This is a genomic window from Psychromonas sp. MME2, from assembly GCF_040566515.1.
GTDB lineage: Bacteria > Pseudomonadota > Gammaproteobacteria > Enterobacterales > Psychromonadaceae > Psychromonas.
The window spans coordinates 160941-186213 of record NZ_JBEWXI010000003.1 but is presented as its reverse complement, the minus strand read 5'-3'; the positions used below and the strand labels follow the sequence as shown (position 1 = coordinate 186213).

The 25273-nt window shown below is 40.1% G+C and carries 19 protein-coding genes, 1 tRNA gene, 2 pseudogenes and 1 riboswitch; of the genes and pseudogenes, 10 read left to right on the top strand and 12 right to left on the bottom strand.

The window, feature by feature from the left end:
* Window positions 1–31: 31 nt before the first annotated feature.
* From AB1A03_RS05890 to AB1A03_RS05875, 4 genes and pseudogenes are all read right to left on the bottom strand, one after another.
* A complete protein-coding gene (locus tag AB1A03_RS05890; RefSeq protein WP_354623679.1) occupies window positions 32–127 on the bottom strand; it encodes a hypothetical protein in 96 nt (31 codons plus the stop codon).
* Window positions 128–557: 430 nt separating this feature from the next.
* A complete protein-coding gene (locus AB1A03_RS05885) occupies window positions 558–2240 on the bottom strand; it encodes a phosphoethanolamine transferase (protein ID WP_354623669.1) in 1683 nt (560 codons plus the stop codon).
* Window positions 2241–2356: 116 nt separating this feature from the next.
* A pseudogene (gene gorA / locus AB1A03_RS05880) lies at window positions 2357–3717 on the bottom strand (glutathione-disulfide reductase).
* 29 nt (window positions 3718–3746) lie between these two features.
* The gene (locus AB1A03_RS05875) at window positions 3747–4862 is read right to left on the bottom strand and encodes a phosphoserine transaminase (protein WP_354623677.1); all 1116 of its coding nucleotides are present in this window, start codon (window positions 4860–4862) and stop codon (window positions 3747–3749) included.
* A gap of 336 nt (window positions 4863–5198) precedes the next feature.
* Here AB1A03_RS05875 and AB1A03_RS05870 point away from each other — a divergent pair, with 336 nt between their 5' ends.
* The 5 genes from AB1A03_RS05870 to AB1A03_RS05850 all read left to right on the top strand — a co-directional run bounded on the left by AB1A03_RS05870 (window position 5199) and on the right by AB1A03_RS05850 (window position 7658).
* Complete coding sequence (locus tag AB1A03_RS05870) at window positions 5199–5615, top strand: hypothetical protein (protein WP_354623668.1); 417 nt, start codon at window positions 5199–5201, stop codon at window positions 5613–5615.
* 27 nt (window positions 5616–5642) lie between these two features.
* Window positions 5643–6161: a sigma-70 family RNA polymerase sigma factor gene (locus AB1A03_RS05865; protein ID WP_354623667.1), complete on the top strand. Its 519-nt coding sequence runs from the start codon at window positions 5643–5645 to the stop codon at window positions 6159–6161.
* A 72-nt stretch (window positions 6162–6233) separates the two neighbouring features.
* Window positions 6234–7214, top strand: a complete 981-nt coding sequence (locus AB1A03_RS05860; protein ID WP_354623666.1) for a permease — start codon at window positions 6234–6236, stop codon at window positions 7212–7214.
* Between the two features lie 18 nt (window positions 7215–7232).
* Window positions 7233–7466 carry a thioredoxin family protein gene (locus tag AB1A03_RS05855; RefSeq protein ID WP_354623665.1) on the top strand — a complete coding sequence of 78 codons (234 nt, stop codon included), beginning with the start codon at window positions 7233–7235 and terminating at the stop codon, window positions 7464–7466.
* 116 nt (window positions 7467–7582) lie between these two features.
* Window positions 7583–7658: transfer RNA gene (locus AB1A03_RS05850), tRNA-Trp, on the top strand.
* Between the two features lie 475 nt (window positions 7659–8133).
* Here the strand turns inward: AB1A03_RS05850 and AB1A03_RS05845 are convergent.
* On the bottom strand, window positions 8134–9033 hold the full coding sequence (locus AB1A03_RS05845; protein ID WP_354623664.1) for a transporter substrate-binding domain-containing protein: 900 nt from the start codon (window positions 9031–9033) through the stop codon (window positions 8134–8136).
* A gap of 744 nt (window positions 9034–9777) precedes the next feature.
* A riboswitch (cyclic di-GMP riboswitch) is annotated at window positions 9778–9863 on the top strand.
* Window positions 9864–9941: 78 nt separating this feature from the next.
* On the opposite strand from AB1A03_RS05845, the gene AB1A03_RS05840 reads away from it, so the two are divergent.
* Together AB1A03_RS05840 and gss are read left to right on the top strand one after the other, a co-directional pair.
* Window positions 9942–11333 carry a fibronectin type III domain-containing protein gene (locus AB1A03_RS05840; protein ID WP_354623663.1) on the top strand — a complete coding sequence of 464 codons (1392 nt, stop codon included), beginning with the start codon at window positions 9942–9944 and terminating at the stop codon, window positions 11331–11333.
* A gap of 244 nt (window positions 11334–11577) precedes the next feature.
* Window positions 11578–13496 (top strand): annotated as a pseudogene (gss, locus tag AB1A03_RS05835) (bifunctional glutathionylspermidine amidase/synthase).
* A 32-nt stretch (window positions 13497–13528) separates the two neighbouring features.
* Here gss and AB1A03_RS05830 read toward each other — a convergent pair.
* Genes AB1A03_RS05830 through AB1A03_RS05820 form a run of 3 tightly spaced genes read right to left on the bottom strand, consistent with a single transcriptional unit; the run spans window position 13529 to window position 15089 of the window.
* Window positions 13529–13873, bottom strand: coding sequence for an EAL domain-containing protein (locus AB1A03_RS05830; RefSeq protein ID WP_354623676.1), 345 nt, complete (start codon window positions 13871–13873; stop codon window positions 13529–13531).
* A complete protein-coding gene (locus AB1A03_RS05825) occupies window positions 13861–14388 on the bottom strand; it encodes an EAL domain-containing protein (RefSeq protein ID WP_354623662.1) in 528 nt (175 codons plus the stop codon). Before AB1A03_RS05825 ends, AB1A03_RS05830 begins: the two co-directional genes overlap by 13 nt.
* A complete protein-coding gene (locus tag AB1A03_RS05820; RefSeq protein WP_354623661.1) occupies window positions 14361–15089 on the bottom strand; it encodes a CSS-motif domain-containing protein in 729 nt (242 codons plus the stop codon). Before AB1A03_RS05820 ends, AB1A03_RS05825 begins: the two co-directional genes overlap by 28 nt.
* A 299-nt stretch (window positions 15090–15388) precedes the next feature.
* On the opposite strand from AB1A03_RS05820, the gene AB1A03_RS05815 reads away from it, so the two are divergent.
* A complete protein-coding gene (locus AB1A03_RS05815) occupies window positions 15389–15787 on the top strand; it encodes a phosphate-starvation-inducible protein PsiE (RefSeq protein ID WP_354623660.1) in 399 nt (132 codons plus the stop codon).
* A gap of 98 nt (window positions 15788–15885) precedes the next feature.
* Here the strand turns inward: AB1A03_RS05815 and AB1A03_RS05810 are convergent, their stop codons facing one another.
* Window positions 15886–16497, bottom strand: coding sequence for a LysE family translocator (locus tag AB1A03_RS05810; protein WP_354623659.1), 612 nt, complete (start codon window positions 16495–16497; stop codon window positions 15886–15888).
* A gap of 213 nt (window positions 16498–16710) precedes the next feature.
* On the opposite strand from AB1A03_RS05810, the gene AB1A03_RS05805 reads away from it, so the two are divergent.
* Window positions 16711–18126: an aminotransferase-like domain-containing protein gene (locus AB1A03_RS05805; RefSeq protein ID WP_354623658.1), complete on the top strand. Its 1416-nt coding sequence runs from the start codon at window positions 16711–16713 to the stop codon at window positions 18124–18126.
* An 83-nt stretch (window positions 18127–18209) separates the two neighbouring features.
* On the opposite strand, the gene AB1A03_RS05800 is transcribed toward AB1A03_RS05805, so the two are convergent.
* The 3 genes from AB1A03_RS05800 to AB1A03_RS05790 form a co-directional block, all read right to left on the bottom strand.
* Window positions 18210–19697, bottom strand: coding sequence for a carbon starvation CstA family protein (locus AB1A03_RS05800; protein WP_354623657.1), 1488 nt, complete (start codon window positions 19695–19697; stop codon window positions 18210–18212).
* Window positions 19698–19862: 165 nt separating this feature from the next.
* Window positions 19863–20594 (bottom strand): two-component system response regulator BtsR, encoded by a 732-nt coding sequence (gene btsR / locus AB1A03_RS05795; RefSeq protein ID WP_354623656.1) that lies wholly within the window; start codon window positions 20592–20594, stop codon window positions 19863–19865.
* A complete protein-coding gene (locus AB1A03_RS05790; RefSeq protein WP_354623655.1) occupies window positions 20585–22300 on the bottom strand; it encodes a LytS/YhcK type 5TM receptor domain-containing protein in 1716 nt (571 codons plus the stop codon). The genes btsR and AB1A03_RS05790 overlap by 10 nt, the downstream gene beginning before the upstream one ends.
* Before the next feature lie 354 nt (window positions 22301–22654).
* Between AB1A03_RS05790 and AB1A03_RS05785 the strand changes: the two genes are divergently transcribed.
* The gene (locus AB1A03_RS05785; protein WP_354623654.1) at window positions 22655–25261 is read left to right on the top strand and encodes an AsmA family protein; all 2607 of its coding nucleotides are present in this window, start codon (window positions 22655–22657) and stop codon (window positions 25259–25261) included.
* Window positions 25262–25273: the final 12 nt, after the last annotated feature.

Sequence of the window (25273 nt, the reverse complement as noted above, 5' to 3'; positions counted from 1 at the left end):
ACTATAGTTACCAAAGGGATTTTGCTGCCAATTAATATAGTGATCTTCTGGTGATCTTTAAAGAATAACTCTTAATTTTAGTACGGCTATGAGGAGCAGGCCGTAAACGAAATATATGCGGCCCCATTTTCACAGAACGGTCATATTTATATTCGGTATGGTGTGAAATACCAACAGTAATTGTCATCGACTAATTCCCCTTTGATGATATGAATCTATATAAATAACATGAAAATGTCATTTGGTGTTGATATATTGCATTATTTATTCCATTTGCATGAAATAGAGGAATTTATTCAAAATCGTTTAAATAGCCTATTTAAAAGCCATTTATCTAAAATTAGGAAGCGATGAAAATACAAATAACGCCCTCAATCGTGCAAACAACGCACTAAAATAGCACTAAATGAAGTAACCATCACATCAGGTTAATTTTAAAAACACAAATATTCTATGAACTAGCAGTGGGATAAAATGGGTAAGTATCAGTCTATGATGCATACCCCATGTTACATTAAGATAGCAAAGAATCTTGAGGTAACATGGGTATATATTGTCTATTTTTTATCGCTATCCATACAGTTAGCTGTCATATCTAGTTGTGCATCTTTCACTTCCGTGGTCACTCCATATAAGCCCAATAAGGTATGGAATAAATTATCGTGTGAAAACGACTGCTGTTTGGCTGCATCACTTAAACAGCTTTTATTGATTCCCTTTACATCGGCATAGCTGTCAGGGAGCCAGATAAATAAAGGAACTTTAGTTTGCTCTTCTGGTGCAAATGCGTAAGGCGTGCCATGAAGGTAGAGACCATTTTCGCCCAGAGATTCACCATGATCTGATACGTATAACATGACTACGTTATAACGATCTTCATACTCTTCTAATACTTTGATGGTTTTTGCTAATACATAATCTGTATAAACCAAGGTGTTATCATAAACATTAACAATTTCTTGATCGCTACAATTCTCTATATCGCTACGGCGACAGGCTGGTTTAAAGGTTTCCATTTCTGTTGGATAACGCTTCCAATAGGTCGGACCATGACTACCGATGAGATGAAAAGCAATTAATGAATCTTTTGCTGGTTGTGTTGCTAATTGCTCTTTTAATTTGTCCACTAACACTTCATCGACACAGACACTGCCATCACAGAGCGGGTTTGCACTGCTCGTTGAAACTTCTTCTTTATTAATGCGTTGTGCAACGTTTTTATGGCCGCCATCATTTTCATACCAGATCACATCGATACCCGCATGCTGCATAATATCTAAGACATTGCTCTGCGCGTTCACTTTTTTATGGTCATAATTTTTATGTGTTAAAGATGAAAACATGCAAGGCAATGAGTGCGCCGTTGCCGTGCCGCATGAAGAGACATTTTGAAATGAAATAATGGCTAAGTTTTCCGTGTAGGGATTGGTATTGCGTTCATAACCATTGTAGGCAATGTTTTCTGAGCGCGCGGTTTCACCGACCACTAATACCATCAATGTGGGTTTATTATTATCGCTTTTTATAATTTTTGCATCTTCACCCATGACTTTAAACGCGAGCGGTTTAACAAAGTAAGTATTGTTAATATATCTTCCTGCGTAGTAAAGATGTGTAGGTAGAATCATTTTATTGAGATAGTGATTATTGCGTCCAACTGAGGCGTAGTCCTTATAGAAGAAGGCTGCAATAATACCAAGAATAGCAAAGCCAATCACGATCATCCCAGTACGATGTAGTAACCCTTTTAGCCATGAATCAGTCCATTTTATCTCTACCAACGCGATAAATAGTGCAGGTATAAAAGCAAGGAAAAATAGATATAAAAAAGATCGCAGATTAATGTATGAATTAGCTTCCGCAATATTGGTTTGAAAAATATTTTCGACCATCGAATAGTCAAACAATACATTGTATTTCATCATCGCATAGGTCGCGCTTGCCGATGATAGCAGTATAAATATGATGACGGGTTTAAAAATATACTTAAACGAGAATAAGGTGAAAATAACCAAAAATGCACCCGTTAGCGCGGCAAATGGGGTCAGTGAAAAAATTACGTGAGCGGGATCGGCAAGCTCATGCATCCTCGTAATAAAAGGGAAATTGATCACAATGGCAAAGTATAATGAGGTGAGTAGTACAAGGGATTCAATACTCATTTTCACGGATAAGTGGTTGAGTAGTTTTTGTGGTAATAGTTTCAAATGGATTTCTTCTGTTGAATTATTTTTACTCATTCTCCGCTAATAAACTTAAGAAACGCTTAAGGAAAGGTTTATTTGATTTTTCAGTTATCTAATAAAAAAGCCCTGTATATAGACAGGGCTTTTTTGGTAAGAGTGGGAAGTGGACATTACATAGTAACAAACTCTTCCGATCCCGTTGGGTGAATAGCTACAACACTATCAAAATCGGCTTTTGTTGCGCCCATTTTCATTGCGACAGCAAACCCCTGAATCATCTCATCGACACTAAAACCGATACCGTGCAGACCAACGACGGTCTCTTCTGCGCCCGCACAGACCAATTTCATTTTGCATGGCTGGCGGTGTTGTGTCACTGCACTATACATCGCGGTAAAAGCCGACTGATAAACCTTAACATTGGCTTCGCCATATTGTGCAATAGCTTGTTGTTCCGTTAACCCAATAGTGCCAATTGGTGGGTGACTAAATACCACCGTAGGAATAAGGCTATAGTCCATTTTGGCATCCACTTTATTATTAAATAGGCGCTCAGATAACTGGCGACCCGCTTTAACGGCTACGGGAGTCAGTTTACCCCTCCTTCCATAATATCGCCAACACAATAGATGCCCGGTATATTTGTCTCTTGGTAGGCATCAACTTTAATATAGCCAGCGTCATTGGTTGCGACACCTGCAGCGCTAAGATTAATGGTATCTGTGGCGGGGCTACGCCCGATTGCCCAAATCAGGGTGTCAACATTGCAACTTTTTCCATTTTCAAGGTGTAGGGTTAAACTACCATCGCTTTCTTTAACGATTTCTTTGGGGATAGAGTGGGTGTGTAAGCTCAAGCCCTCTTTTTCCATCACTTCAACGAGCGTTTCAATGATCATCGGGTCGAAACTGCGGAGAGGTGATTCTTTACGCACGAAAAGGTGAGTTTGCGTACCCAAAGCATGTAAGACGCCTGCAATCTCAACGGCGATATAACCAGCACCGACTACGGCCACGCGTTTAGGTTGTATTTTCAGATCAAAAAAGCCATTCGAGTCGATGCCATATTCAGCCCCTGCAATATTGGGGATAATTGGGCGACCGCCCGTGGCAATGGTGATATGTTTGGCGCGGTATTGTTTATCACCAACTGCAATCGTATTTTTATCAATAAAGGTGGCAAAGCCTTTGATCACTTCCACCTTGTTATTACCTAATACGCGGTCATAGGATTCATGGATACGACCAATATAGGCTTGGCGACTCTCTATCAGTTTTGCCCAATTAAATGCTTTTAGGTTCACGTCGAAACCATAATCTGGTGCGTATAGGTTAATCGCTTCGGCAATTTGCGCACCATGCCACATCACCTTTTTAGGGACACAGCCGACATTGACACAGGTGCCGCCCAATGCGTTGGCCTCGATGATTGCGACTTTTTGCCCATATCTGGCTGCACGGTTTGCCGATGCAATCCCGCCGCTGCCACCGCCAATACAGATATAGTCAAAATCAAAATTATTTTCGCTCATTGTTTTCTCCAACGCTTTGCGCTTTATGTTTATTTACAAACTACTTGATATGCCCAGCTTAACCAAGGTAATAGGGCTTTTAAGTCGCTTGCTTGTACGGTACTGCCGCACCAGATACGTAATCCACTTGGCGCATCTTTGTAGGCACCAATGTCATAGGCAACTTGATTATCGGCAAGTAATGTTATGAATTGTTTAATTTGTTGATCATCTAAGTCGAGAGATAGACATACACTGGTGTTAGAGCGAATCTGTGCATTCTCAGCTAAAAAGTGAATCCAATCATTTTCTGAGACAAAGGTCTCTAAGATGGCGAGATTTTGTTGCGACTTTTCGATGCTCGCTTGTACACCACCGATATCCGAGATCCAATCTAATGCATCTTGATAGTCTGCCACACAGAGCATAGAAGGGGTATTAATTGTTTCACCCTTAAAAATTCCCTCTAGCAATTTTCCAGCTGCAGTTAATCGGAAAATTTTAGGTAGCGGCCAGCTCGGAGTATAACTTTCTAAACGAGCCACTGCGCGTGGACTTAAAATGATCATGCCATGACCACCTTCACCACCTAATACTTTCTGCCAGCTGAATGTGGTGACATCTAATTTTTCCCAAGGCATTGGCATCGCAAATACCGCCGAAGTCGCATCACAAATAGTTAATCCTTGACGATCGTCGCGAATGAAATCGCCATTTTCAACCTTGACGCCAGAGGTTGTGCCATTCCAAGTGAAGACAACATCGTGATCGGAATTCACTTGCGATAGATCGGGTAGTTGCCCGTAATCTGCTTTTATCTCATTGACGTTTTGTAACTTAAGTTGCTTAGTAATATCGGCAAACCAACCTTGTCCGAATGACTCCCAATAACAGACATCAACAGGGCGCTCACCGAGCATCGACCACATGATCATCTCCATCGCGCCCGTATCAGAAGCGGGGACAATACCAACGCGGTAATCTTTAGGTAGCGCTAATAGCTTAGCGGTATCGTCGATCACTTTTTGTAACGCATTTTTGCCAAGAGCGGAACGGTGCGAACGGCCTAACGTCGCAATATCTAACTGCTTAATATCATAACCGGGGCGTTTAGCGCATGGGCCAGATGAAAAATTAGGGTTAACTGGTTTGATAGCTGGTTGCAGGTTACTCATTGTTTATTATCCTTTAAAAAACAATCGATTATTTTTTATCATGGCATTTATTGTGCTGATAAAAGCATTATACGTAAAGTGGTTTAAAATTAACGAATTAAATTGCCTATACTAAGGTGGGAGAAAGGTTACGGCAAGCACTATATTGAGGTCAATATTGCCTTCATTGCATCATTTATTGCGCTGTTCATATGGGTGATCGCGATAGCTGTTTTTATTTTTGAGGGGGATAACAAAGATCTTATCATTAACGATTTATTCGTCGTGATAAATGAGCGAATATAGAAACACATTATGTTTTTTTAAAGTAGCCCACAACGGAGTTCAATGATGAAAACAGACCATGGGACATTACACTTTGAATTAGTAAATAATATATTAATGATTGAGGGGTGTGGCCCTTGGAATAAAGAAGCGATGATCCTTTCTCTTAGCAATGCGAATGTAGTACAGCGGTTGCGAGCCCATGAAAAATGGGGGGTGATCGTTACCTTAAACGGAGATCCGATCCATACGCCAGAGGCCGCTGAGTTACTGGTTGAATACGTTAAATATGACAAACAAAACGGGCGTATCGCAACGGCTTTAATTTTAACTGATTGTACTGCTCCTGCGCTAGGTCAGCGTCATCTGAGTGATTTGTATAATCAGGCGGGGGAAGCCTATCAATTCTTCAATAATATTAACGATGCTAAAATGTGGATGACATCAATACTCGCGCAAGCTGAACAGTATGTTTATTAAGTGGTTATTTGGTATAAGGTTGATATTTTGGACTGTTTAATGGTCGCTTGGAATGCAAATGAGCAGGCATTAAAAAATTGGTTAGTAAAAAAAACAGGTGATTGCGAGTTGGCTCAAGACCTTCTGCAAGATGTGTTTATTAAAGCCCTACAAAATAAAGCGCGTTTTTGTACATTAGCGCACGCTAAAAGTTGGCTTTTTACTATCACTAAAAATACGCTCATTGATGCACATCGCAAAGCGAAGTTAGAAATGAATATCAATGCAGAAGTCAGTGTGCAACCAGAGCAGCAGCCGATTGTGAATTTACAACACTGTTTGATCCGCGTTTTGTGTGAATTAGATGAAAGTGACAAAGAGGCCATCGAGCTCTGTGATATACAGGGGCTTTCACAATCAGAATATGCACAGCATAAAGGGTTGTCGTTGAGCGCAAGCAAATCACGAATACAGCGGGCGCGAAAGAAATTGCGTGAGCAGATGATCATATCCTGTAAGGTGGAATTTGATCAACAGGGGGTTATCGCCTTTATACCCAGAAAATAATTTAAAAAATTTGCATCTTTTTACCTCCCTGTTCGTGTCTATAATTAGAGATACATTCAGCGGAGAGCATTCATGCTAGCTTGGTTCACTTACCTTGCCGATTGGCTAACTTATTCATTATTTAATCTGGTGCCCGATAGTCGATTGACAGGAGCCGTTCACTTCTTTATTGAAGACACTAGTAAAATTTTAGTGCTATTGGTTGTGCTGATTTACCTTATTGCCGTAGTGAGAGCCACGCTTAACCCTGAAAAAGTCCGTTACTATTTACAGGGTAAAAATAGGTTCTTAGGCTATATTCTCGGTTCAATTTTTGGATCGGTTACCCCTTTTTGTTCCTGTAGTTCGATTCCCTTATTTATGGGCTTTGTCTCCGCACGTATTCCGCTTGGTGTCACCATCGCCTTTTTACTAACCTCCCCTTTGATCAACGAAGTGGTGGTGGTGATGTTGGGATCTCTGCTTGGTCTTAAATTTACCCTTATTTATATCAGCATCGGTTTATTACTTGGCATTTCAGCTGGTTTTCTCATTGATTTAATCAAAGGGGAACGCATGTTAGTAGCGTTTCTTGCTCAGCAATATAAACGTCAGGATGATATGCCTGATATTGCATATGAACAGAATAAAATGACCTTATTCGAACGCCATCAATTTGCCAAACAAGAGATGTTAACCATCTTTAGTAGAGTTTGGAAATGGGTCCTACTTGGGGTTGCTATTGGTGCGGTGATTCATGGTGCTATACCTGCAACATGGTTTAGTGAGCATCTAGGGGCGAGGCAGTGGTGGTCTGTTCCAGTTGCCACTTTGCTCGCTATTCCGATGTATGTTAATGCCACTGCTATAGTCCCCATTATTGAAAGCTTATTATTAAAAGGCGTGCCATTGGGAACAACGCTCGCTTTTTGTATGAGCGCTGTTGCCGTTAGTTTGCCTGAATTCATGATGCTCAAACAGGTGATGACCACGCGATTATTAATAATGATTGCGGCCTATTTACTGGTCGCTTTGAGTTTGATTGGTTGGTTATTTAATGCAGTTAACTTTTAGAATAAACAGGGAGATAAAATGAAAACGATTAATGTATATGGATCTGGTTGTAAAAATTGCGTCACAACAGCAGAGTTGATTCAACAAACCGCGAAGCAGTTAGATATTGATATCGCGTTATCCAAAGTGACGGACTTACAAGCGATTATGGCGGCTGGGGTGATGAGTACACCAGCGGTTTCCGTGGATGGTAAACTGGTGCACTCGGGCTCGGTTCCCGACCAGCAGAAGGTGCAAGATTTTCTTCGTTAAACCTTGGTAAAAAATAGAAATGCAGCTTGCTTTGCTTGTTTTCTAGGCAGTTAACCGAGTTTGCATAAAAAGCACTTTACTTTGAAATTAGCTTAGGTATTATTTGCGTCGTCTGCAGGGGTGTAGTTCCAATGGCAGAACGTCGGATTCCAAATCCGAATGTTGGGAGTTCGAATCTCTCCACCCCTGCCACATTTAGATAAAGCCTCGACAATTGTCGGGGCTTTGTTGTTTCTAGGGTTATCAATAAGTTACAACGCATTTATTAGTCAGTTATTGTCTCAAACACTCCTAAGTAATAAAATTATTCCTGTCCATATCCTGTCCTCTCTGTGTGAGCGAATAAATTTGTAGCTTGTTAGCAATTTTATGGGCGCCGCAACACTTATATACCCCTCTTGAAGTATCATGGGTATACATCAATACTTTTTATTATATTGCCTGCTATTTTTTAATTAATAGCCTTTTCATCGCTCTGTAGGGAGATAATACTAATCCGCATAAGTATCTGATCTATCTTGTTGGTTAAAATAATAGGTAACAGCGTTGCATTCAATTGTAATAGCCTGCTAGTACTCAATCATGCGCCTTGTTCTTCGGTATTTATCCTCAACAAACTATGACCATAATATTATGAGGTTGGTATTATCAGCTCTTGTTTTGGCTCTCATCTGTTTTTAGACATCATTGTGATTAATTCATCTGCAGATAACCAATATACCCTATTTTCTTTTGGAATTTTGTGGTGAAAATTAGAATTTTGTACTGAAAATACTTTTCGCTGAGTTAAATTACCGCGCAGAAACGCTTCTTTCAATAAGTCAGAGCTAAATAACAATTGATAGTAAGAGCCGTCTGCAATCGCTATTTTCATTCCGTTGAGGATATTCGATGCGAGGGTCTGGTTATCTTTACTCACATAAAAATAAAAGGCAGAAGGGTAGGAAAGTATAATTGAGTTTTCAACCACGAGTGGTAGCTCAGGATGTGCACTCAGAGCGACCCATGGCTCATGAATAGCTAAGGGAAAGTAATCAAACCGCTTTTTAGCAAGCATAGAGAGTAAATTTTCTGATATGGGAGTGGTTATGACGGGAATATTCGCGCCTTTTAATACCTTTGTATCCCCCCAAAAAGTACCCTGTCCTGCTTGATATTGACGCAAGTGATCTAGCGTTGTGATTGCATCAAATAGTGTTTGCTCATTTTCTCGGATAATAAAAATGCGCAGCCCCTGCAAACCACGGAAGATAGGAATGCGAATAGCCTGTAAATTATCTTCTTCAACAGCGGAGGCACTTGCCCATGTCACATCAATCAAACCTTGCATAACATGTTTACTTTTACGTGCATCGGAAAGGTTTTCTATATAGGGTTTTACGCAAATATTCTCAGCTTCGATCACTTTCGATAAAGATAAAACAAGTAGGTCTCTGATTAAAATATCTTTACTAATATTGGCAAAGGTGGGGGTGATAATAGGTTTACAGGCATAAGAACAAAGGCTTACGCTCAAAGCCAGTACAGCAAAAATGAGTTCTAAATAATATCGTATGCATCTTTTCATTTACTCTCCGTAATTATTAGTTGTGATTCAGCGGAGGTCAATGCTTGTAATAAATTAAAAAACATATGCTATTGTTGTCTGAACAGCTATTTTTATTTGTCTTGTAAAAGGATAGGGGAAGCCTTATTAATGCGCAAGGTTATCAGTCCGTTTATGTAAGTACGACAACAAATTTAAGCATTAACTCTAACTCTTAGTGTAGATAATTTAGATGAGGAAAGATAAATTATTGTAGATAAGAGTGTCACAATATAAATAAATTTATCCATTAATTTTCTTATTTATTCGTTGAAAGTTTGTTTACTGATTGCAATACCACCACTATACAGCACATTTTTTTGTTGGTTTTGCTGTGATATTTCTCTGTTCATCTAAGTGCGTAGACTAAAAATCATAAAAAAGTAAATTTAATTGTGGGTTAGTGTGTGAGGTAGATCTTGTTATTTGGTATTTGTTTTTATCTTGTTGTTGCTCTATTTCAGCTTGATGGAGAGGTTGGGGAGGTAGCGGTGATGAAAATATAAGACGCTGATTTTTATACTTGATCTGAATAAAAAGTCACAAGCCTAGGTGTGTAATGTTAGTTGATGCTTACGTTTGATCCCTCTAAAAGTAGGTCCTATTTTGCTTTTTTTGAGTGATTAATTACTAAATTAACGCTTTTAATCTGTTCGTTTTTCTGTTTTAATTTGTATGAAATTTAACCAATCCTATTTTTTAATATTCAGTTGTTTAAATATTGTAGCTAGAAAAAGGCAAGTTAAGGGAAACCTTAATACGCAAAACCACCGGCCTGTTGACTATCAGTCTATGGCAGCGGAGTTACCGAGGCGATAATAGTTCTTATCATTCCTCCTAATTTACAAATTATGAATAAACGCTGATTGATCACTTTTGTGGAGGCAAAAATGAATCAACTAGTTAATTTAATTTATACCCGCCTAATTGTAATATTGTTATTCATTATGAGTCCCGTTGCATTATCTGCTAGTTTGCAGATAGCATGGAATGATAATTCAACAAATGAAGAAGGATTTTTTGTTGAAAAGCGCATTGTTAATGATGACTTTTTCCAAAATATCGCAGTGTTAGCTGCCAATACTACGCAATATAATGATTTAGATGTTATTAGTGAAGAGACATATTGTTATCGGATAACGGCATTTAACCAAGCAGGAAAAAACAATTCCGAAGAAGTGTGCGCACAGGTGCCTGTTGTTCCCGATCCAGGTGAAACGCTCCCTGGCGATAAGCCTGATTTTACTGGCAGTGTTGTTATATCGCATGAAACTATTTCTAAACCTGTTGCTATTGAAATAGGTAGAAAAACGCTTTATTCATTTAAAAGTAATGTCACCCATAATCAAGAGTACACTCAAGAGACACTTGAAGGCAGCAACTTTGTAATAAATTCAGGTAAAATTAGTTCTGCAGATAAAGACTATTTTAGCTTCCAAAATGAGGGGGTTGAACTTGAGAATGGTTATACCAGTATGAAGTTTGACAGTAGTAATAGCCTTTCATTTGTTTTACATGGTACAGGTAATGAACAAACTGCACGCTTGTATATGCAGGCTGGAGCTTGGGATGATCAACAATCTAGTGTCGTTGTAACTGCGGGTGATAAAACTCAAGTTGTTACGTTACCTAAGGGGTATAGCTGGCATTTCTTTGCAGTGGACATTGTTTTTGATGGTACAGTTCCTGTGCATATAACAACAGATTCGGATCGTTCAGGTTACAGTGCTGTTATGTTTGCTGGTATTGTTTTTGATAATGCAAATATGGCGCCTGTGGTAAATTATGCGGCACTTGTTGCAACAGAAACAAAATTTGGGTCTGTTATCGACACAACGGATGCAAGCTTTTATAGCGCCAATGGGATAAATGGTAATGAAGATATTTCTAACGCCGTACTGCAGAATTTATCATTCTACGGTAAAAGCAAATATCGCGATGGCAAGTACACATTTGTTAATGGCGGCAATGAGATTAATTCGGGCTATCAAAGTATGTCATGGAAAGAGAGTAATGGCGTTGAAATTAAATTGGCAAGTGGTTCGCAACAGGTAAATATTGCTTCGGTCTATTTTAATGCGGGTGTTTGGAGTAATGATGCTGCCTTTATTGAAATTATCATTAATGGTGAAAGTGAATTAGTTGAAGTGCCTTCTGGTTATACTTGGCATTACATGAAAGTGGATATTGAGTTCGAAGGTATTGTTGATATCAACATTCATCCAGTTGGTACATTCGGCAGTTATAGTGGATTCGGTTTTGCTGGTGTAACAATTCAATAAGTTAGATTAAAGGCTTTAGCTATAATCGGGAACAAGCCAGTGCTTGTTGCCGATTTTTTATTCTACGACTATCTTTTTTAACGTCCCATTTTATCTTGTTCACGAATATATCGACCACAGCTCCCCCCCTTTAGAAACCCTTTCATATATACCTAGTTTTTATTTTGGTTCTAGATAAATGACGGCATTGCTAATAATAAATTAGTCGCATATATTAGTTATCTTCTCACTCTAATAAAAGGATATCGCTTTGACCCACATAGCCACTTCTCGTCCCTTTGGTACTCTGCTTGGTTATGCACCCGGTGGCGTTGCTGCATATTCTAGTGATTACGATAGCGCCAGTGATAGCGAATACCCAAAACGTAGCGCCTTTCGCAATTATGTTGATGGTATTTACATGGGCTATAAATGGCAATGCGTGGAATTTGCACGACGCTGGATGTATCTCAATCATGGCTATCTTTTTGATGATGTGCCGATGGCCTATGATATTTTTAATTTACGTTCTGTGCGCGATATTGCTTCCAATACACGTTTACCCTTACAAGCTTTTGCTAACGGTAGTAAACGTCATCCGCAACCGGGAAGTTTATTGATTTGGGAGCAAGGCGGGGAGTTTGGCAGACTGGCCACGTTGCCATTGTGACGGAAGTGTTTGCCGATAAAATTCGTATTGCAGAACAAAATCTTGACCATACAATTTGGCCTGATGGGCGCGATTTTAGTCGCGAGCTAATCGCGACGATCACGGAGGAGGGTGAATATTGGGTTGCTTGTTCTTTTAATGATGCCTTGATTTTAGGTTGGATGATACAAACTGATGATGATCGCTATGCAGAAGCGAGTGTGGAAACTAACAAGCAGCTATTTTCATTATCTAGCCATTATGCAAAACCCCTGTTAGAGCCTCAAAAGTCGTGGTTAAATGTGGCGAATGAAGATGAAGCAGCTTATGTTCACGCCCTGCATGGCCATAAATTAAGTGCAGCCGTTGCAGACCAGTATCGTTACTACGTTTTATCGAAAACAGCGCAGGATACCTTGCGTCGAGCGACCAATGAGTTGCATGGCTTATTTATGCATGCAACGGATTATGTGCTTGATAATGAAGCGTTATTAGATAAATTTAATTTACCAAGGGCACTCTTGCCGAAGATCCGCCAATCCTGGGATAACCGTCTTAACCAATTGATCACGAGTCGTTTTGATTTCGCGATGACAACGCAGGGATTAAAGGTGTATGAATATAACTGTGATTCGGCATCCTGTTATATGGAGGGGGCTAAAATTCAGGGTAAATGGGCGCGTCATTATGGCGTCCATGAGGGGGAAGATGCGGGTAAAGATCTTTTTAACCAACTTGTGCAAGCATGGCGAAAAAGTCAGGCGAAAGGGCTAGTACATATTCTTCATGATCATGATCCCGAAGAGAAATACCATGCCCTATTTATTCAGCAAACATTAGAAGCGGCAGGCATTGAGAGTCGAATGATTGCTGGTATTAACGCATTAACGTGGGGTGAATCAGGTAACATTGTTGATGCGCAAGGTGAAGTACTACAGTGGGTGTGGAAAACGTGGTCGTGGGAAACCGCACTGGATCAAATTCGTTTAGAATGTGAGTCCGATGCTGTCGTGCCTGAAAATTATCAGCCAGCATCGAAAAAGGGGCAGGCACCGAGACTTGCCGATGTTTTATTGCATAAAAATATCATGATTTTTGAACCACTTTGGACACTCATTCCCAGTAATAAAGCGATTCTTCCTGTGCTCTGGTCATTGTTCCCAAATCATCCTTTGCTGCTCAATGCCGATTTTCAGCTAAATGAGGCGTTGCAAGAGAGTGGTTATGTCAGTAAACCTATTGTTGGGCGATGTGGTGCGAATATTCAATTGATCGATCAGGATCAAGATATTATCGAAGCAACGGGGGGGCAATTCGCCGCGCAGGATCATATCTACCAAGCGCTATTTCCATTACCCTTGGTGGATGGTTACTATGTACAGGTTTGTACCTTCACCGCTGCGGGTAAGTATGCAGGTAGTTGCTTGCGAGTTGATTCTTCGATGATCATTAGCAAAGAGAGTGATTGTTTAGCGTTACGTTTTGTTAATGATGAAGATATTTTGCAGCAGAATCAGCCGGTGATTAAGAAATAAATATATGAATGTTAAGGGCATTATGGCAAGTACTATGATTTTTTGTTCTTGCCATTAATTTGTATAAATTCGTTCATCGATATAGGTTTGGCAAAAAGAAAACCTTGTTGAAAATTAACGCCATGTTTTTCTAAATATTGAGATTGTTCGATAGTTTCAACTCCCTCTGCGATAGTGAACAAATTGAGTTTATGACTGAGTTCAATCATGGTCTCGATGAGGTGCTCTGAGAATGAATTTGCACCGATATTAGTGATAAAACCTCGGTCTATTTTTAGTATGTCTACTCTAAAACGCTGCAGGTAATCAAAGGAAGCATGCCCTGTTCCAAAATCATCAATGGCTATTTTTACTTCCATTTCAGCTAACTTTTGCAGTAAGTAATCACTAAGTTCTGTTTGCTCGATGAGCTCGCGTTCCGTGATTCCTCTAAACAGATCTTCACTTTTTTTATTGATAGCTTATCGATGAAGTAACGGCAATCTTCCAATAATGAGAGATTTTTAAAGTGCGACTTACTGATATTGACACTAATGTAAAAATTATCGGGTAATAGTAACTGTTGTGGCTCTAAGGTATCAGCTAACTGACGAATGATAGATGAGGTTATGGGGACTATTAATCCAGTTTCTTCCATCGCGGGAATGAATGCTATAGGGCTAACAAGTTGTGTTGGAGTAGTTTGCCAACGCATTAATGCTTCTGCGCCACAGAGTTTGCCTTGCGAGTCTACAATAGATTGCAGGTAAGGGATAAATTCTTGGTTGAGGTGCGCTTTTTTTAATGTTCTTTGGACGGAATAAGGTTGCTTAAGAGCGCGGACAATCACTACGGATAGCAGCAGAAGCAGAAGGATAACAATTACTAATAATACGCCATTATTTTCCCACAATTGTTGCCATAAAATTTCATCATGAAAACCGGTGATGATTGTAATGGGAATTGTTGTGATTTTATTTTGCTGACAAATGTAAGTTTAGGCAGGGGCCCATCTGCTGTTTGATCTGTTTCGGTCATCCATGTTTCACCCACTTGTAAAGCGATAAATCCCTTCTCTTCTTGAACACTAAGAGCAAGACGTAAATAGCGCCCATCTATCAAACTGAGGATACCTGTCTGTTCAATATCACGTCGGTGTACTAAAAGGGGAATGTTGTTATTCAGTTTCTTGCTTGTAAGTAGCAGCATTTCGCCATTGCTATAATATTCTTTACCTGCAACAGGAAAACCAATGGCACGATATACAGAAGAGCAGTAAATGGTGTTATTTTTAAATAGGTGTATGGAGTGTAAGTAAATGCCTGTAATGAGCTGATTTTCGAGTTGTTCTTTGACCTCGGAACAACTACGATCCGAGTATTCGGACAAATGATCCAAGGTAGCGTGAGTATTCGTTGCCATTTCATCAATATGCCATAAAGCGTCATTAGCCATACTGTTGCTCACATCTTGGAGAGTATTCTTTGTCTGCTGTAATAAAAATAATAAGATGGCGGCTAGTACCGATAGCGCAAAAATAGCGGCTAATGAACAACGTAGCATCGGAGATGGAATAATCGATTTATGCAGTGGTGAGCTAGTTGTTATGAACATAGGGTTATTGATTCTTATTTAAGAACAGAATTGCTATATATGATTACATTGGCTTTATATTCTGTGGTGCGGTGTTGTGTAAAATTATTCTATGATGTTTGCTGGTATATTGCAATCTCGCGTTACCTAAGGGCATACAATCTGTGCACCAGTGACAGCAAAAGTGTTATGTCTATTTTCTATTAACTTTTTAAATTAATAGATCTAGGTTATTTTGAAATTTCTATGCTAAGTTATGTTTTTGAGGCAAATTTTGTTGGTCAAAGCTCTTTTGGTCAGAGTAATTTAGGGATAAATGAGTGGGCAAGTTAAAAAGTTCAAGTTATAAATTTTTGCTGGTGGCAGAATATATTGGCTTAACCGTTATTGCTATCGCAACGATAGTCGCTATGTGTTTTGAAATCACTTCTATGTTTTTGGCAATGCAGGTAACGCTGGCGGATCTTCTACTGCTTTTTATCTACCTTGAAGTCTTCGCTATGGTCGGCATATACCTAAAATCAGGGAAATTACCTGTACGTATGCCTTTATATATTGCGATCGTAGCAATTGCACGTTACATCATTCTTGATATGAAAAATTTAGACACTGCGAGGTTGTTGGCACTGGTTGGTGCGGTGCTTGTTTTTGCGCTATCTATTTTAATTATTCGCTATGGCCACGTGAAATATCCATACCATAACGAAGAAAATAGTTAACTTCAACTCAGGATAAGCAAATCGATATAGCATCACTATTTCCGTGTATTCCTGCGCCGCAATAGCTACGCCGCTTTGCTTATCCTGAGTTGGGGGCACTAATCGCTAATAATCAGCAGTATCGTTGCAGCAGTTAATATCCCCATTAAATAATTAAACTTTTTCTTTCGCGATTGCGTTGTTAAATATTGTCCTATCGCCTGACCGAGTGCAGCCCAAATGCTAATGGCAATAAACCCCATTATGGCAAAGCAAGCGAGGATCCATAATCCTGACCTAAAATAGTGCTCTCCTGCGAGTGTAAAGGTAGTCACGCTTGCGATACCCATTGCCCAAGCTTTTGGATTAACAAATTGAAATGTGATAGCAGATAGCATATTCATTGGCTGCGAAATATTATTGTTGGTGTTAACTAGCTCTGTGTTGGTCGGTGCAGTGGCGATTTTCCACGATAACCATAACAGATAGAGAGACCCTACTATTTGTAATATTTGATAGAGTGGTGGATAAAATTGAAAAACAGCCCCGAACCCAAGTAATAAGGTTGTGAGCAGTAGTGCGACACCAATAATGATACCTGCAATATGTGGCAAGGTCCGTTTATAGCCAAACTGTGCGCCAGAGCTCAACAGCATTATGTTGTTGGGTCCTGGTGTTACTGACATAACAAAGCTAAATATAAGCAATGCCATTAACAAATTATTTTCCATGTTGATCTCCTATTGCATCCTTTGCCACTTATACTCGCTACTGTGAAACCATTTTAATCTCCCCTTAAAAACAATACAGACTCAGAAAAAGTTAAATAAACAATACAAAATGCACATAAATTAGCTGTATTGTCATTTTATATTTAATCTGTATGGGTAATTTTTGTCTGTATTGTTTATTATTCGTTACAGATAAAGGTGAGGGAGTGCTTTATGAAACTGTATGAGCAGTTAGCTGATCATTTACGTATGCATATTGAGCAAGGATTATTTCAAGTTGGTGAGCGTTTACCTTCTGTTCGTCAATTGTCAAGTGACCATGGGGTAAGCATTTCAACGGTACAGGAAGCGTATCGGCAAGTTGAGATGGAAGGGCTGGTGGAGGCTCGACCGAAGTCTGGGTATTTTGTGACTTCCCAAGCGCCGACTTATAATTTACCTGAAACGTCACGACCACCACAACGACCCCTCGATATATCACAGTGGGAAGAGGTGTTAGGGCTACTGTTGAGTCAAAATATTGCTGGTACGGTCGAGTTGCAGCATGCGATGCCTAATATGACCGCTGCTTCGTTGCAACCATTATTGAAAAAGTTGTCTGATTTAACCCGCCATAGTGGGCAGATCAGCTTACCCTATGGAGATCTTCGCGGTTCATTGGAGTTACGAGAGCAATTAACCTCGCTTGCGGCTGGGTCTGGATGTTTATTGCATCCCGATGATATTGTGGTGACCTCTGGTTGCCAAGAAGCATTATCGGTCTGTTTACGTGCGGCGACTCAACCCGGCGACATTGTTGCCATTGAATCACCAAGTTTTTATGGCTCGATGCAAGCCATTAAAGCATCGAATTTAAAGGCGTTGGAAATTCCCACCCATCCTGAAACGGGACTTAGTTTAGAAGCCTTAGAACTCGCCTTAGATCAATGGCCTATTAAAGCTATTTTGCTGACACCTACGTGCAATAATCCGATGGGCTATATTATGTCTGAGGCGCATAAAAAACGTCTTTATCAGCTCGCACAAAGCTATGACATTGCCATTATTGAAGATGATATTTATGGTGATTTATCTTTTCAATATCCTCGTCCTCGCACCATTAAATCCTTTGATGAAGATGGACGGGTTATGCTTTGCTCCTCTTTTTCTAAAACGATTGCGCCAGGGATGCGAGTCGGCTGGATTGCGCCAGGGCGTTATCGCGATAAAGTCACCCATATTAAATACGTAAGTAGTTCGATGTGCCCGACGTTGCCACAAATAGCGATTGCCGACTTTATACGAAAGGGGGCCTATGCTCGGCATCTGCGCCGGATGCGTTTGTTGTACAAGCAAGGTCGAGATCAGATAATGGCTGCGATGAATAAATATTTACCCACGCAGATTTGTTGCAGTTTCCCGAAAGGGGGATACATCATGTGGGTGGAGTTACCGAAAGTGGTCGACGTGGTGAAGTTAGCCTCGGAGTGTCGAGAGGGCGGTGTTAATATCGCACCCGGTACGCTATTTTCTGCAACGGGAAAGTTTCGCAATTGCATGCGTATTAATTTTAGTGAGCAAGATGCCAATGCGCGTGAAGATGGCATACGCAAACTAGCTTACTTTATCAATCGGCAAATGGACGTTTAATCGATTATAGGAATTCCTGTAGTTATATGCTCTATTTAGGCGTAGCAATAGTTAGCGATTGCTACGCCGTAAAAATAGGTAGGTTACATACTCAAGTTGGGAGCAATTTCCTCTTCGCCTGCAACGGGCTCATCGGCAATATGTTTACCTTTAGATTTTTTAATCACATAGGTGGTGATCATTAACATGGCGACAATGCCCATTACCGTTGCGATATTGATACCCAAACCAAATCCTAAGGTTGTATTACTAAGGATAAATGTAATACATACGGTAGTCATAAACATCGCTGGCACGGTCGTTATCCAGTGGAATTTATTATGTCGGAGCAAATAAGCAGAAGCTGTCCAGAGCATCATCACAGCGGTCGTTTGGTTGGCAAAACCAAAGTAGCGCCAGATAATACCAAAATCGACCTGTGTTAATATTGCGCCGATAGTGAACAGCGGTAATGCCATTAGTAAACGGTTGCGAATTGTTTTTTGTTCCATGTTGAAATATTCAGCGAGGATCAAACGACTTGAACGGAATGCAGTATCTCCGGATGTGATAGGTAAAATAACGACCCCTAAGAAGGCGATAATGCCACCAAAGGTACCGAGTAGGCCAATCGAAGTGCCATAAACAACACTACCAGGGCCACCCGCTTTTACCGCTTCGGCTAATGAATCAACCGAACCAAAGAACGAAAGCGCTAATGCACACCAAATTAAGGCGATAATGCCTTCACCAATCATTGCGCCAAAAAATACAAAGCGGCCATTGCCTTCATTTTCAATGCAACGCGCCATCAATGGAGATTGTGTGGCATGGAAGCCAGAAATTGCACCACAGGCAATGGTGATAAATAGGGCTGGCCAGAGTGGTAAATTGTTAGGGTTCATGTTGCTGAACATATCGCTTATTGCATAGTTAGCAAGCATACTATGTTCACTTGAAAAGGCTAATGCGACGACAAGTCCGACCGACATAAATACTAATAACGCACCAAAAAATGGGTAGAAACGACCGATAATTTTATCAATTGGGACAATGGTTGCGATCACATAATAGGTAAAAATCACAATAACCATGGTGATTAGCGGCATCGCTAAATCAGTTTGTTGATTAACTAGGTTGGTGATCATATTCGCTGGTGCGGAGACGAAAACCACACCGACTAACAATAACAGGACCAGGGCAAAAATATTCATAAAATGTTTTGCGCCTTGTCCGAGATATTTTCCGGTGATCGTGGGGACTGATGCGCCACCGTTACGAATAGATAACATGCCAGAAAAATAATCATGTACCGCGCCGGCAAAAATACAACCGAAAACGATCCATAGCATGGCTGCGGGGCCGTATAGTGCGCCCATTATTGGACCAAAAATAGGGCCGATGCCTGCAATATTTAGTAGTTGTACTAACCAAACTCTACCTTTATTCATGGGCACATAATCCACACCGTCATGCTTGCTATAGGCGGGGGTGGTGCGTTTATGCTTTATGCCAAAAATTTTTTCAACGATGGTGCCATAGATAAAATATCCAGCGAGTAACATCGCGACACAAGATAAAAACCACAACATATTATTCTCTCCTTTGAACGTTAATAAAAGTGACTTATTAGTTTTGTAGTTAGCACTTTACGCGCATAGAAATTAGAGTCACCTTGAAAAAAAGGCAGTGGCCATATAGCAATTTAAGTGGCTGATAGCGATATTAAGTGGTTTTTTGACTTGCTGAGATGAGGGCTAAGAGAGCCCTAATCTATCCTTTAATGTTTTTAAGTAGCGGCGACTCACGGGGGCAACAGCGCCATTATGAGTGATAATTTCAGCCAATGAGTTATCCAGTAATTTTATTTCTCGTATCATATTGGTATTAATTAAATATTGGCGATGGCAGCGTAGCAAGCAGGTTTTTTCTTCAAGTACTTTTAAGCTGAGTGAACAGGTTGTCGTTTGGTTGTTTTTGTTAGTTTCATGACTAACGATATGTACACCGGATTGATCGGAATAGGCGAGTTCAATGTCCTGTGCTTTTAACAATAGAATTCGGTTGTAGCCCATACAGGGGATTAGTTCTAGCTTATCTTGTACTAATTGGCTGTAGTCTTTTTTTACGGTGATGGCATGTAGGTTTTTTATTGTTTTCGCTAATCGGCTAGGTTCTACGGGTTTTAAAATATAATCAAAGGCGTTTTCTTCAAAGGCCTGTAATGCGTGTTGATCGTAGGCGGAGACAAACACCATCATTGGCATTGTTTCATGGTCAAGCATACTTAGCATTTCCAGACCTGTTATCTGTGGCATTTGAATATCTAAGAAAACGACATCCGGTTTTAAACTATGTATTTTTTGTAATCCGGTAATGGCATTTTCACAGGAAGCGACAACTTCTACTTGTCCCGTTTCATTCAGTAAAGCAATTAGCTCTTCGCGTGCATAGTGCTCATCATCAATGACGATTGCTTTTAACAACATGGCTGTTTATCTCCGTTATTGCTTATTAGAGGAAGGGGAAACAATATTTCAGCCGTCGTGCTGATACCCGTTTGGCAATGCATTGTTAAGCCATAGGCATTACCAAAACGATTTTTTAAACGTTTGTCGACAATTTGCGATCCCAGCCCGCTGTCATTCTCTTTTAGTTGATAGGTTCCTGCATTGTCTATCACCTGTAGTTTCACGAGTTTTTCTGCGTTGTGGCTGATGATTTCGCCTCTAATAATAATGCAAGCGTCCGATAATAGAGTCGATGTTCCATGTTTGATGGCATTTTCAACGAGTGGTTGTAGAGTGAATGTCGGCACTTCAATATCCAGTAATGCATCATCGATGGAAAATTGCACATGTAACTTATCAGAAAAACGAGCGAGCTCTACTTCGAGATAAGCATTGATATGAGCTAACTCCTCGCGAATAGTGACTGACTTAATATTTTGTTTCAAATTGCGTCTAAAGAATTGTGACAGATGTTGAATGAGTTCACGGGCTTTATTGGGATCATGGCGAATAATAGCACTGATAGTGTTGAGGGCGTTAAATAAGAAGTGAGGATTAACTTGCGCTTGTAATAAACGCAATTCAGCCTGTGCTAATAAGCTTTGCTGTTCTATATAGCGGCCTGTTAATATCTGGTTAGATAGCAATTTTGCCAACCCTTCACCGAGTGTTCGATTAATGGTCGAAAACAATTTTTGCTTAGGTTCATAGAGTTTTATGGTGCCTAATACACTATTTTCATCTTCCATGAGCGGGATAATGAGTGCCGATCCTAATTTACATTTAGGGTGTAGTGAACATTGGTATGGAATTTCATAACCATCGGCATAGATTAATTCACCATTTTCAATCGCTTGTTTGGTATAGGCGGATGAAATAGGAGTACCTGGCAGATGGTGATCGGCACCGATACCAATAAAAGCGAGGATTTTCTCTCTATCTGTAATCGAAACCGCACCCACCCCCGTCTCTTCGTAAATAATTTGTGCGATCTCTTTGGTGCTTTGTTGATTAAATCCACTACTTAGTTTACCCACGGATCGTTCTGCAATTTTAAGGGCTTTATTGGAAAAAGCAGCAGAGTATTTTTCGTAGATCGCTTTTCTATCTTGAATAATACTCATAAACAGAGCCGCACCGATTGAGTTAGCAATAATCATCGGCAGTGCAATAGATTGTACTAAATGGAGTGCATCCTCAAAGGGGGAGGCAATCACTAATATAATCACCATCTGCATCACTTCTGCAACTAACAGTACGATGAAAACAATGTAAGGGGTGAAGATTTTATCGACCAAGCCACGGCGAACATAATAGCTATGCACGAAACCACCCAGTAATCCTTCCGCCGTAGTGGAAATCGCACAGGCGGTATCGGTAAAACCTCCCATCGTATAACGATGCACACCACCCGTTAAGCCGACAAAAAAACCAACGATTGGCCCGCCTAATAATCCCCCCATGACGGCACCAATGGCACGAGTATTGGCGATAGCATTTTCAATGGTCAAACCAAAATAGGTGCCTAAAATACAGAATAAACTAAAAATGATATAACAGGTGATGCGCTGCGATAAATGTCCTGAAACCGTTGTTAATGGCATAAAAAGTGGCGTTTTACTTAATAGATAGGCAATCACTAAGTACACGCTAAGCTGTTGTAATAAGGATATAATCAGTTGCATCAAAAAACCTTTAAGGCGCTATTGAGTGGTTGTGATAAGTCAGATTGAGTTTGGCAAAATAGCGCTTATATTACTGGGATCATATCCTCATTTTGCTAACTATTAACTAATACAGTGGTGCGGTTTTGCTTCTGCTTACCAATATAAATCAAATATTAAGCCACTTTAGTTAAAGAATTTATTCATATGCGATAATAAAAAATTGGTTATCGCACTATACTAAACACGTTTGCCTGTAAATGATCTGTATGCGTGACGCATTTGTTACAGTATGATCCGCATTAGTAACGGATTGATTTACTTCTCTTTATATGAAACTTCAGATTGTGCTCATATTCTTAATGGATGAATTATATGAAAATAGTTAAATATTTATGCTTTATTCTTATTGCTTTTTTAGTTCTCATCACGGCGATGATTGCATGGCTCAACCGTGTTGAGCTTAGCGAACATCGCACTCTCATTGAAAATCAATTTACCGAGATTTTAGGACGAAATGTAAAAATTAATGGGGATATGCAGCTGGTTGTTTCATTAACGCCTTATATGTTATTACGTGATGTACATATTCAGAATGCGTCATGGGGAAGTCAAGCCGATATGCTTAAGGCGGGTGAAGCAGTATTAGCGTTAAAATTCATCCCACTATTATCGAATAAAATCGAAGTGACGGAATTATCCGTGAGCGACCTCGATATGTTAATAGAAACCAATGCACAGGGAGTCAGTAACTGGGAACTCGGTGAAGCCAAAAAAGAGACGACTCAGCACCCCTCTTCAGGAGTACAAACGGAGATACTGTTACATCAAGCCCTATTGCAAAATAGCCATATTTCCATAAAAAATCATGCAGAAAAAGAACTCCAATTAGTGGTAGACAAACTGCATGTAAATCATATTGTCGATGGTTTGCAAGAGTGGGATATTGCAGCAAAATATAAAGGTGTTGATGTTGCTCTAAATGGATCGACTTCATTAATACATGCTCTGCTTGTTGGGAAACCTTTCAAGATGGATCTTCGTGGAAAACTGGGGGATTTTAATACCCAATTGCAGGGAGACGTAGCATTACCGCTAACGAGCAAAATGCCGCTGTTAAATATTGATTTTGCTATTGATACGCCCGATCTTAACGATATTACTCAACTCACTGGGTATGCAATGCCGAAGATCGATACCATCAAAGTCACCGGTAACACAATCACTGAAAATGGTTTTTATCGTTTTACCTTAAAGGGGGATATTGACCAAATTAACGTGCATAGCGATGGCCAAGTTGCACAATCACTCGATGGTCAAGGCGATGCGATTAACCTTCAAATAACAGGGCCCAATTTACAACAACTAGGTAAACTCGCTAACCTAGAACTAGCCGATATGGGCCCCGTTGATATTAACGCTAAAGTGGCAAGTGCTAATGGAGCGTATCTGTTTAAATTAAACACCACCGTTGACGATATAAAAGTCGATGCCGATGGTCAGGTTTCGCAAAAATTTGATGGTAAAGGTGATAACATCAACTTTCTTGTAAAAGGGCCGGATCTACAACCATTGGGCAAGTTGGCTAACACTGAACTGCCGAGTATGGGCCCTATTGAAGTGGCTGGTAAAGCCTCCAGTATTGGGGGCTTTTACCAGTTTAAAGTCAATGCTGATTTAAATAAAATCCGTCTTGATGCCGACGGGGAGATTTCGCAAAAATCACCCGGGCAAGGTGATGAGATCAATCTTGAGTTAGTTGCAACCGATCTTGCAGAGTTAGGTGCATTAGGTCAAACCGAACTGCCTCAGGTGGGCCCTGTTAACTTGAAAGCAAAGTTGAATACCTCGCCTAGCGATTATAAAATATCAGAGCTTGACCTTAAGCTTGATAATATTGATTTAAAAGGGGCTATCACCATTGAGAGAAAACAACCTATCGCTATTTCAGCAACAATAATGAGTAATCTCCTTGACTTAAAACCATTTCAAAATGACCCAGTGACAGAACAAGAGAAGCAACCCGTTGTCGCGGTTAAAAGTGATAAAGTGTTTCCTAGTACACCTTTACCTTTGCAGTCATTAAGTTCACTTAATGCGAATATTGATTATAGTATTGGTCGACTAGAGCTGCCGAGTGAGGTTATCAAAGATCTTAAATTTGTCGTCAACCTGAATAACAGCAAATTGTTAGTAAAACCACTACAAGCGCAGTTGCAAGGAGGTACTATTAAGGGGGAGTTGCTTTTAGATGCATCACCAAGCCAAGGCAAACCTCTATTGATGGTTAATCTTGACTCCGATAAATTAGAGTTGGGTAAATTTGATAAATTGAAGGAGCACATCAGTGGTGGTGATTCTAAAGTTCATATTGCGCTGCAGGGGAGTGGTGATTCAATTAGCGAGATAATGGCGGGATTGAATGGTGAAACGATTCTTGATATTGGCCAGGCTAAATTGGCTAATGGTACTATGGATTTAATTGCTGGCGATATGATTGCATCACTTATTTCAGCGCTTGCTCCAACGGAAAGTAAAACACAGGGCTCCTTATTAGAGTGTGGCGTTGTCCGTTTTGATATAAAAGATGGCCATGCTTTAGCGGATAAGAGCATTGCATTGAAAAGTAATAAAACGGTTATTGTAGGTAGTGGCGAGATCGATTTGAAAACAGAGGGATTAGGTTTTCAAATTAGCTCCCACAGTGTAGGTTTTGCTGCTATTGATGCGGGTGACCTTACTCGCAGTGTTGGTTTAGGCGGGACGTTAGCGAACCCTAAACCGATTCTCGATATTGCCGGGGCAACGAAAACAGGGGCGACTATTGGTGCAGCAATACTTACCTTAGGTACTTCTTACTTAGCACAAAAATTAGTAGAGTCAGTGATAGAAGATAAACACCCTTGTTTAACTGCACTTGGAAAATCAGGCAAAGCAAATGAGAAGAGCAAAGCAATTGCACCGCCTGCAGCGACCCAGTAATAGTTGTTTATT

Excerpts from the sequence above, each read along its gene's own strand:
- AB1A03_RS05890 (WP_354623679.1), bottom strand. The coding sequence starts at position 127 with ATGGGGCCGCATATATTTCGTTTACGGCCTGCTCCTCATAGCCGTACT.
- AB1A03_RS05885 (WP_354623669.1), bottom strand. The coding sequence starts at position 2,240 with ATGAGTAAAAATAATTCAACAGAAGAAATCCATTTGAAACTATTACCA.
- AB1A03_RS05870 (WP_354623668.1), top strand. The coding sequence starts at position 5,199 with ATGATGAAAACAGACCATGGGACATTACACTTTGAATTAGTAAATAAT.
- AB1A03_RS05860 (WP_354623666.1), top strand. The coding sequence starts at position 6,234 with ATGCTAGCTTGGTTCACTTACCTTGCCGATTGGCTAACTTATTCATTA.
- AB1A03_RS05855 (WP_354623665.1), top strand. The coding sequence starts at position 7,233 with ATGAAAACGATTAATGTATATGGATCTGGTTGTAAAAATTGCGTCACA.
- AB1A03_RS05845 (WP_354623664.1), bottom strand. The coding sequence starts at position 9,033 with ATGAAAAGATGCATACGATATTATTTAGAACTCATTTTTGCTGTACTG.
- AB1A03_RS05840 (WP_354623663.1), top strand. The coding sequence starts at position 9,942 with ATGAATCAACTAGTTAATTTAATTTATACCCGCCTAATTGTAATATTG.
- AB1A03_RS05820 (WP_354623661.1), bottom strand. The coding sequence starts at position 15,089 with ATGTTCATAACAACTAGCTCACCACTGCATAAATCGATTATTCCATCT.
- AB1A03_RS05810 (WP_354623659.1), bottom strand. The coding sequence starts at position 16,497 with ATGGAAAATAATTTGTTAATGGCATTGCTTATATTTAGCTTTGTTATG.
- AB1A03_RS05805 (WP_354623658.1), top strand. The coding sequence starts at position 16,711 with ATGAAACTGTATGAGCAGTTAGCTGATCATTTACGTATGCATATTGAG.
- AB1A03_RS05800 (WP_354623657.1), bottom strand. The coding sequence starts at position 19,697 with ATGTTGTGGTTTTTATCTTGTGTCGCGATGTTACTCGCTGGATATTTT.
- btsR (WP_354623656.1), bottom strand. The coding sequence starts at position 20,594 with ATGTTGTTAAAAGCAATCGTCATTGATGATGAGCACTATGCACGCGAA.
- AB1A03_RS05790 (WP_354623655.1), bottom strand. The coding sequence starts at position 22,300 with ATGCAACTGATTATATCCTTATTACAACAGCTTAGCGTGTACTTAGTG.
- AB1A03_RS05785 (WP_354623654.1), top strand. The coding sequence starts at position 22,655 with ATGAAAATAGTTAAATATTTATGCTTTATTCTTATTGCTTTTTTAGTT.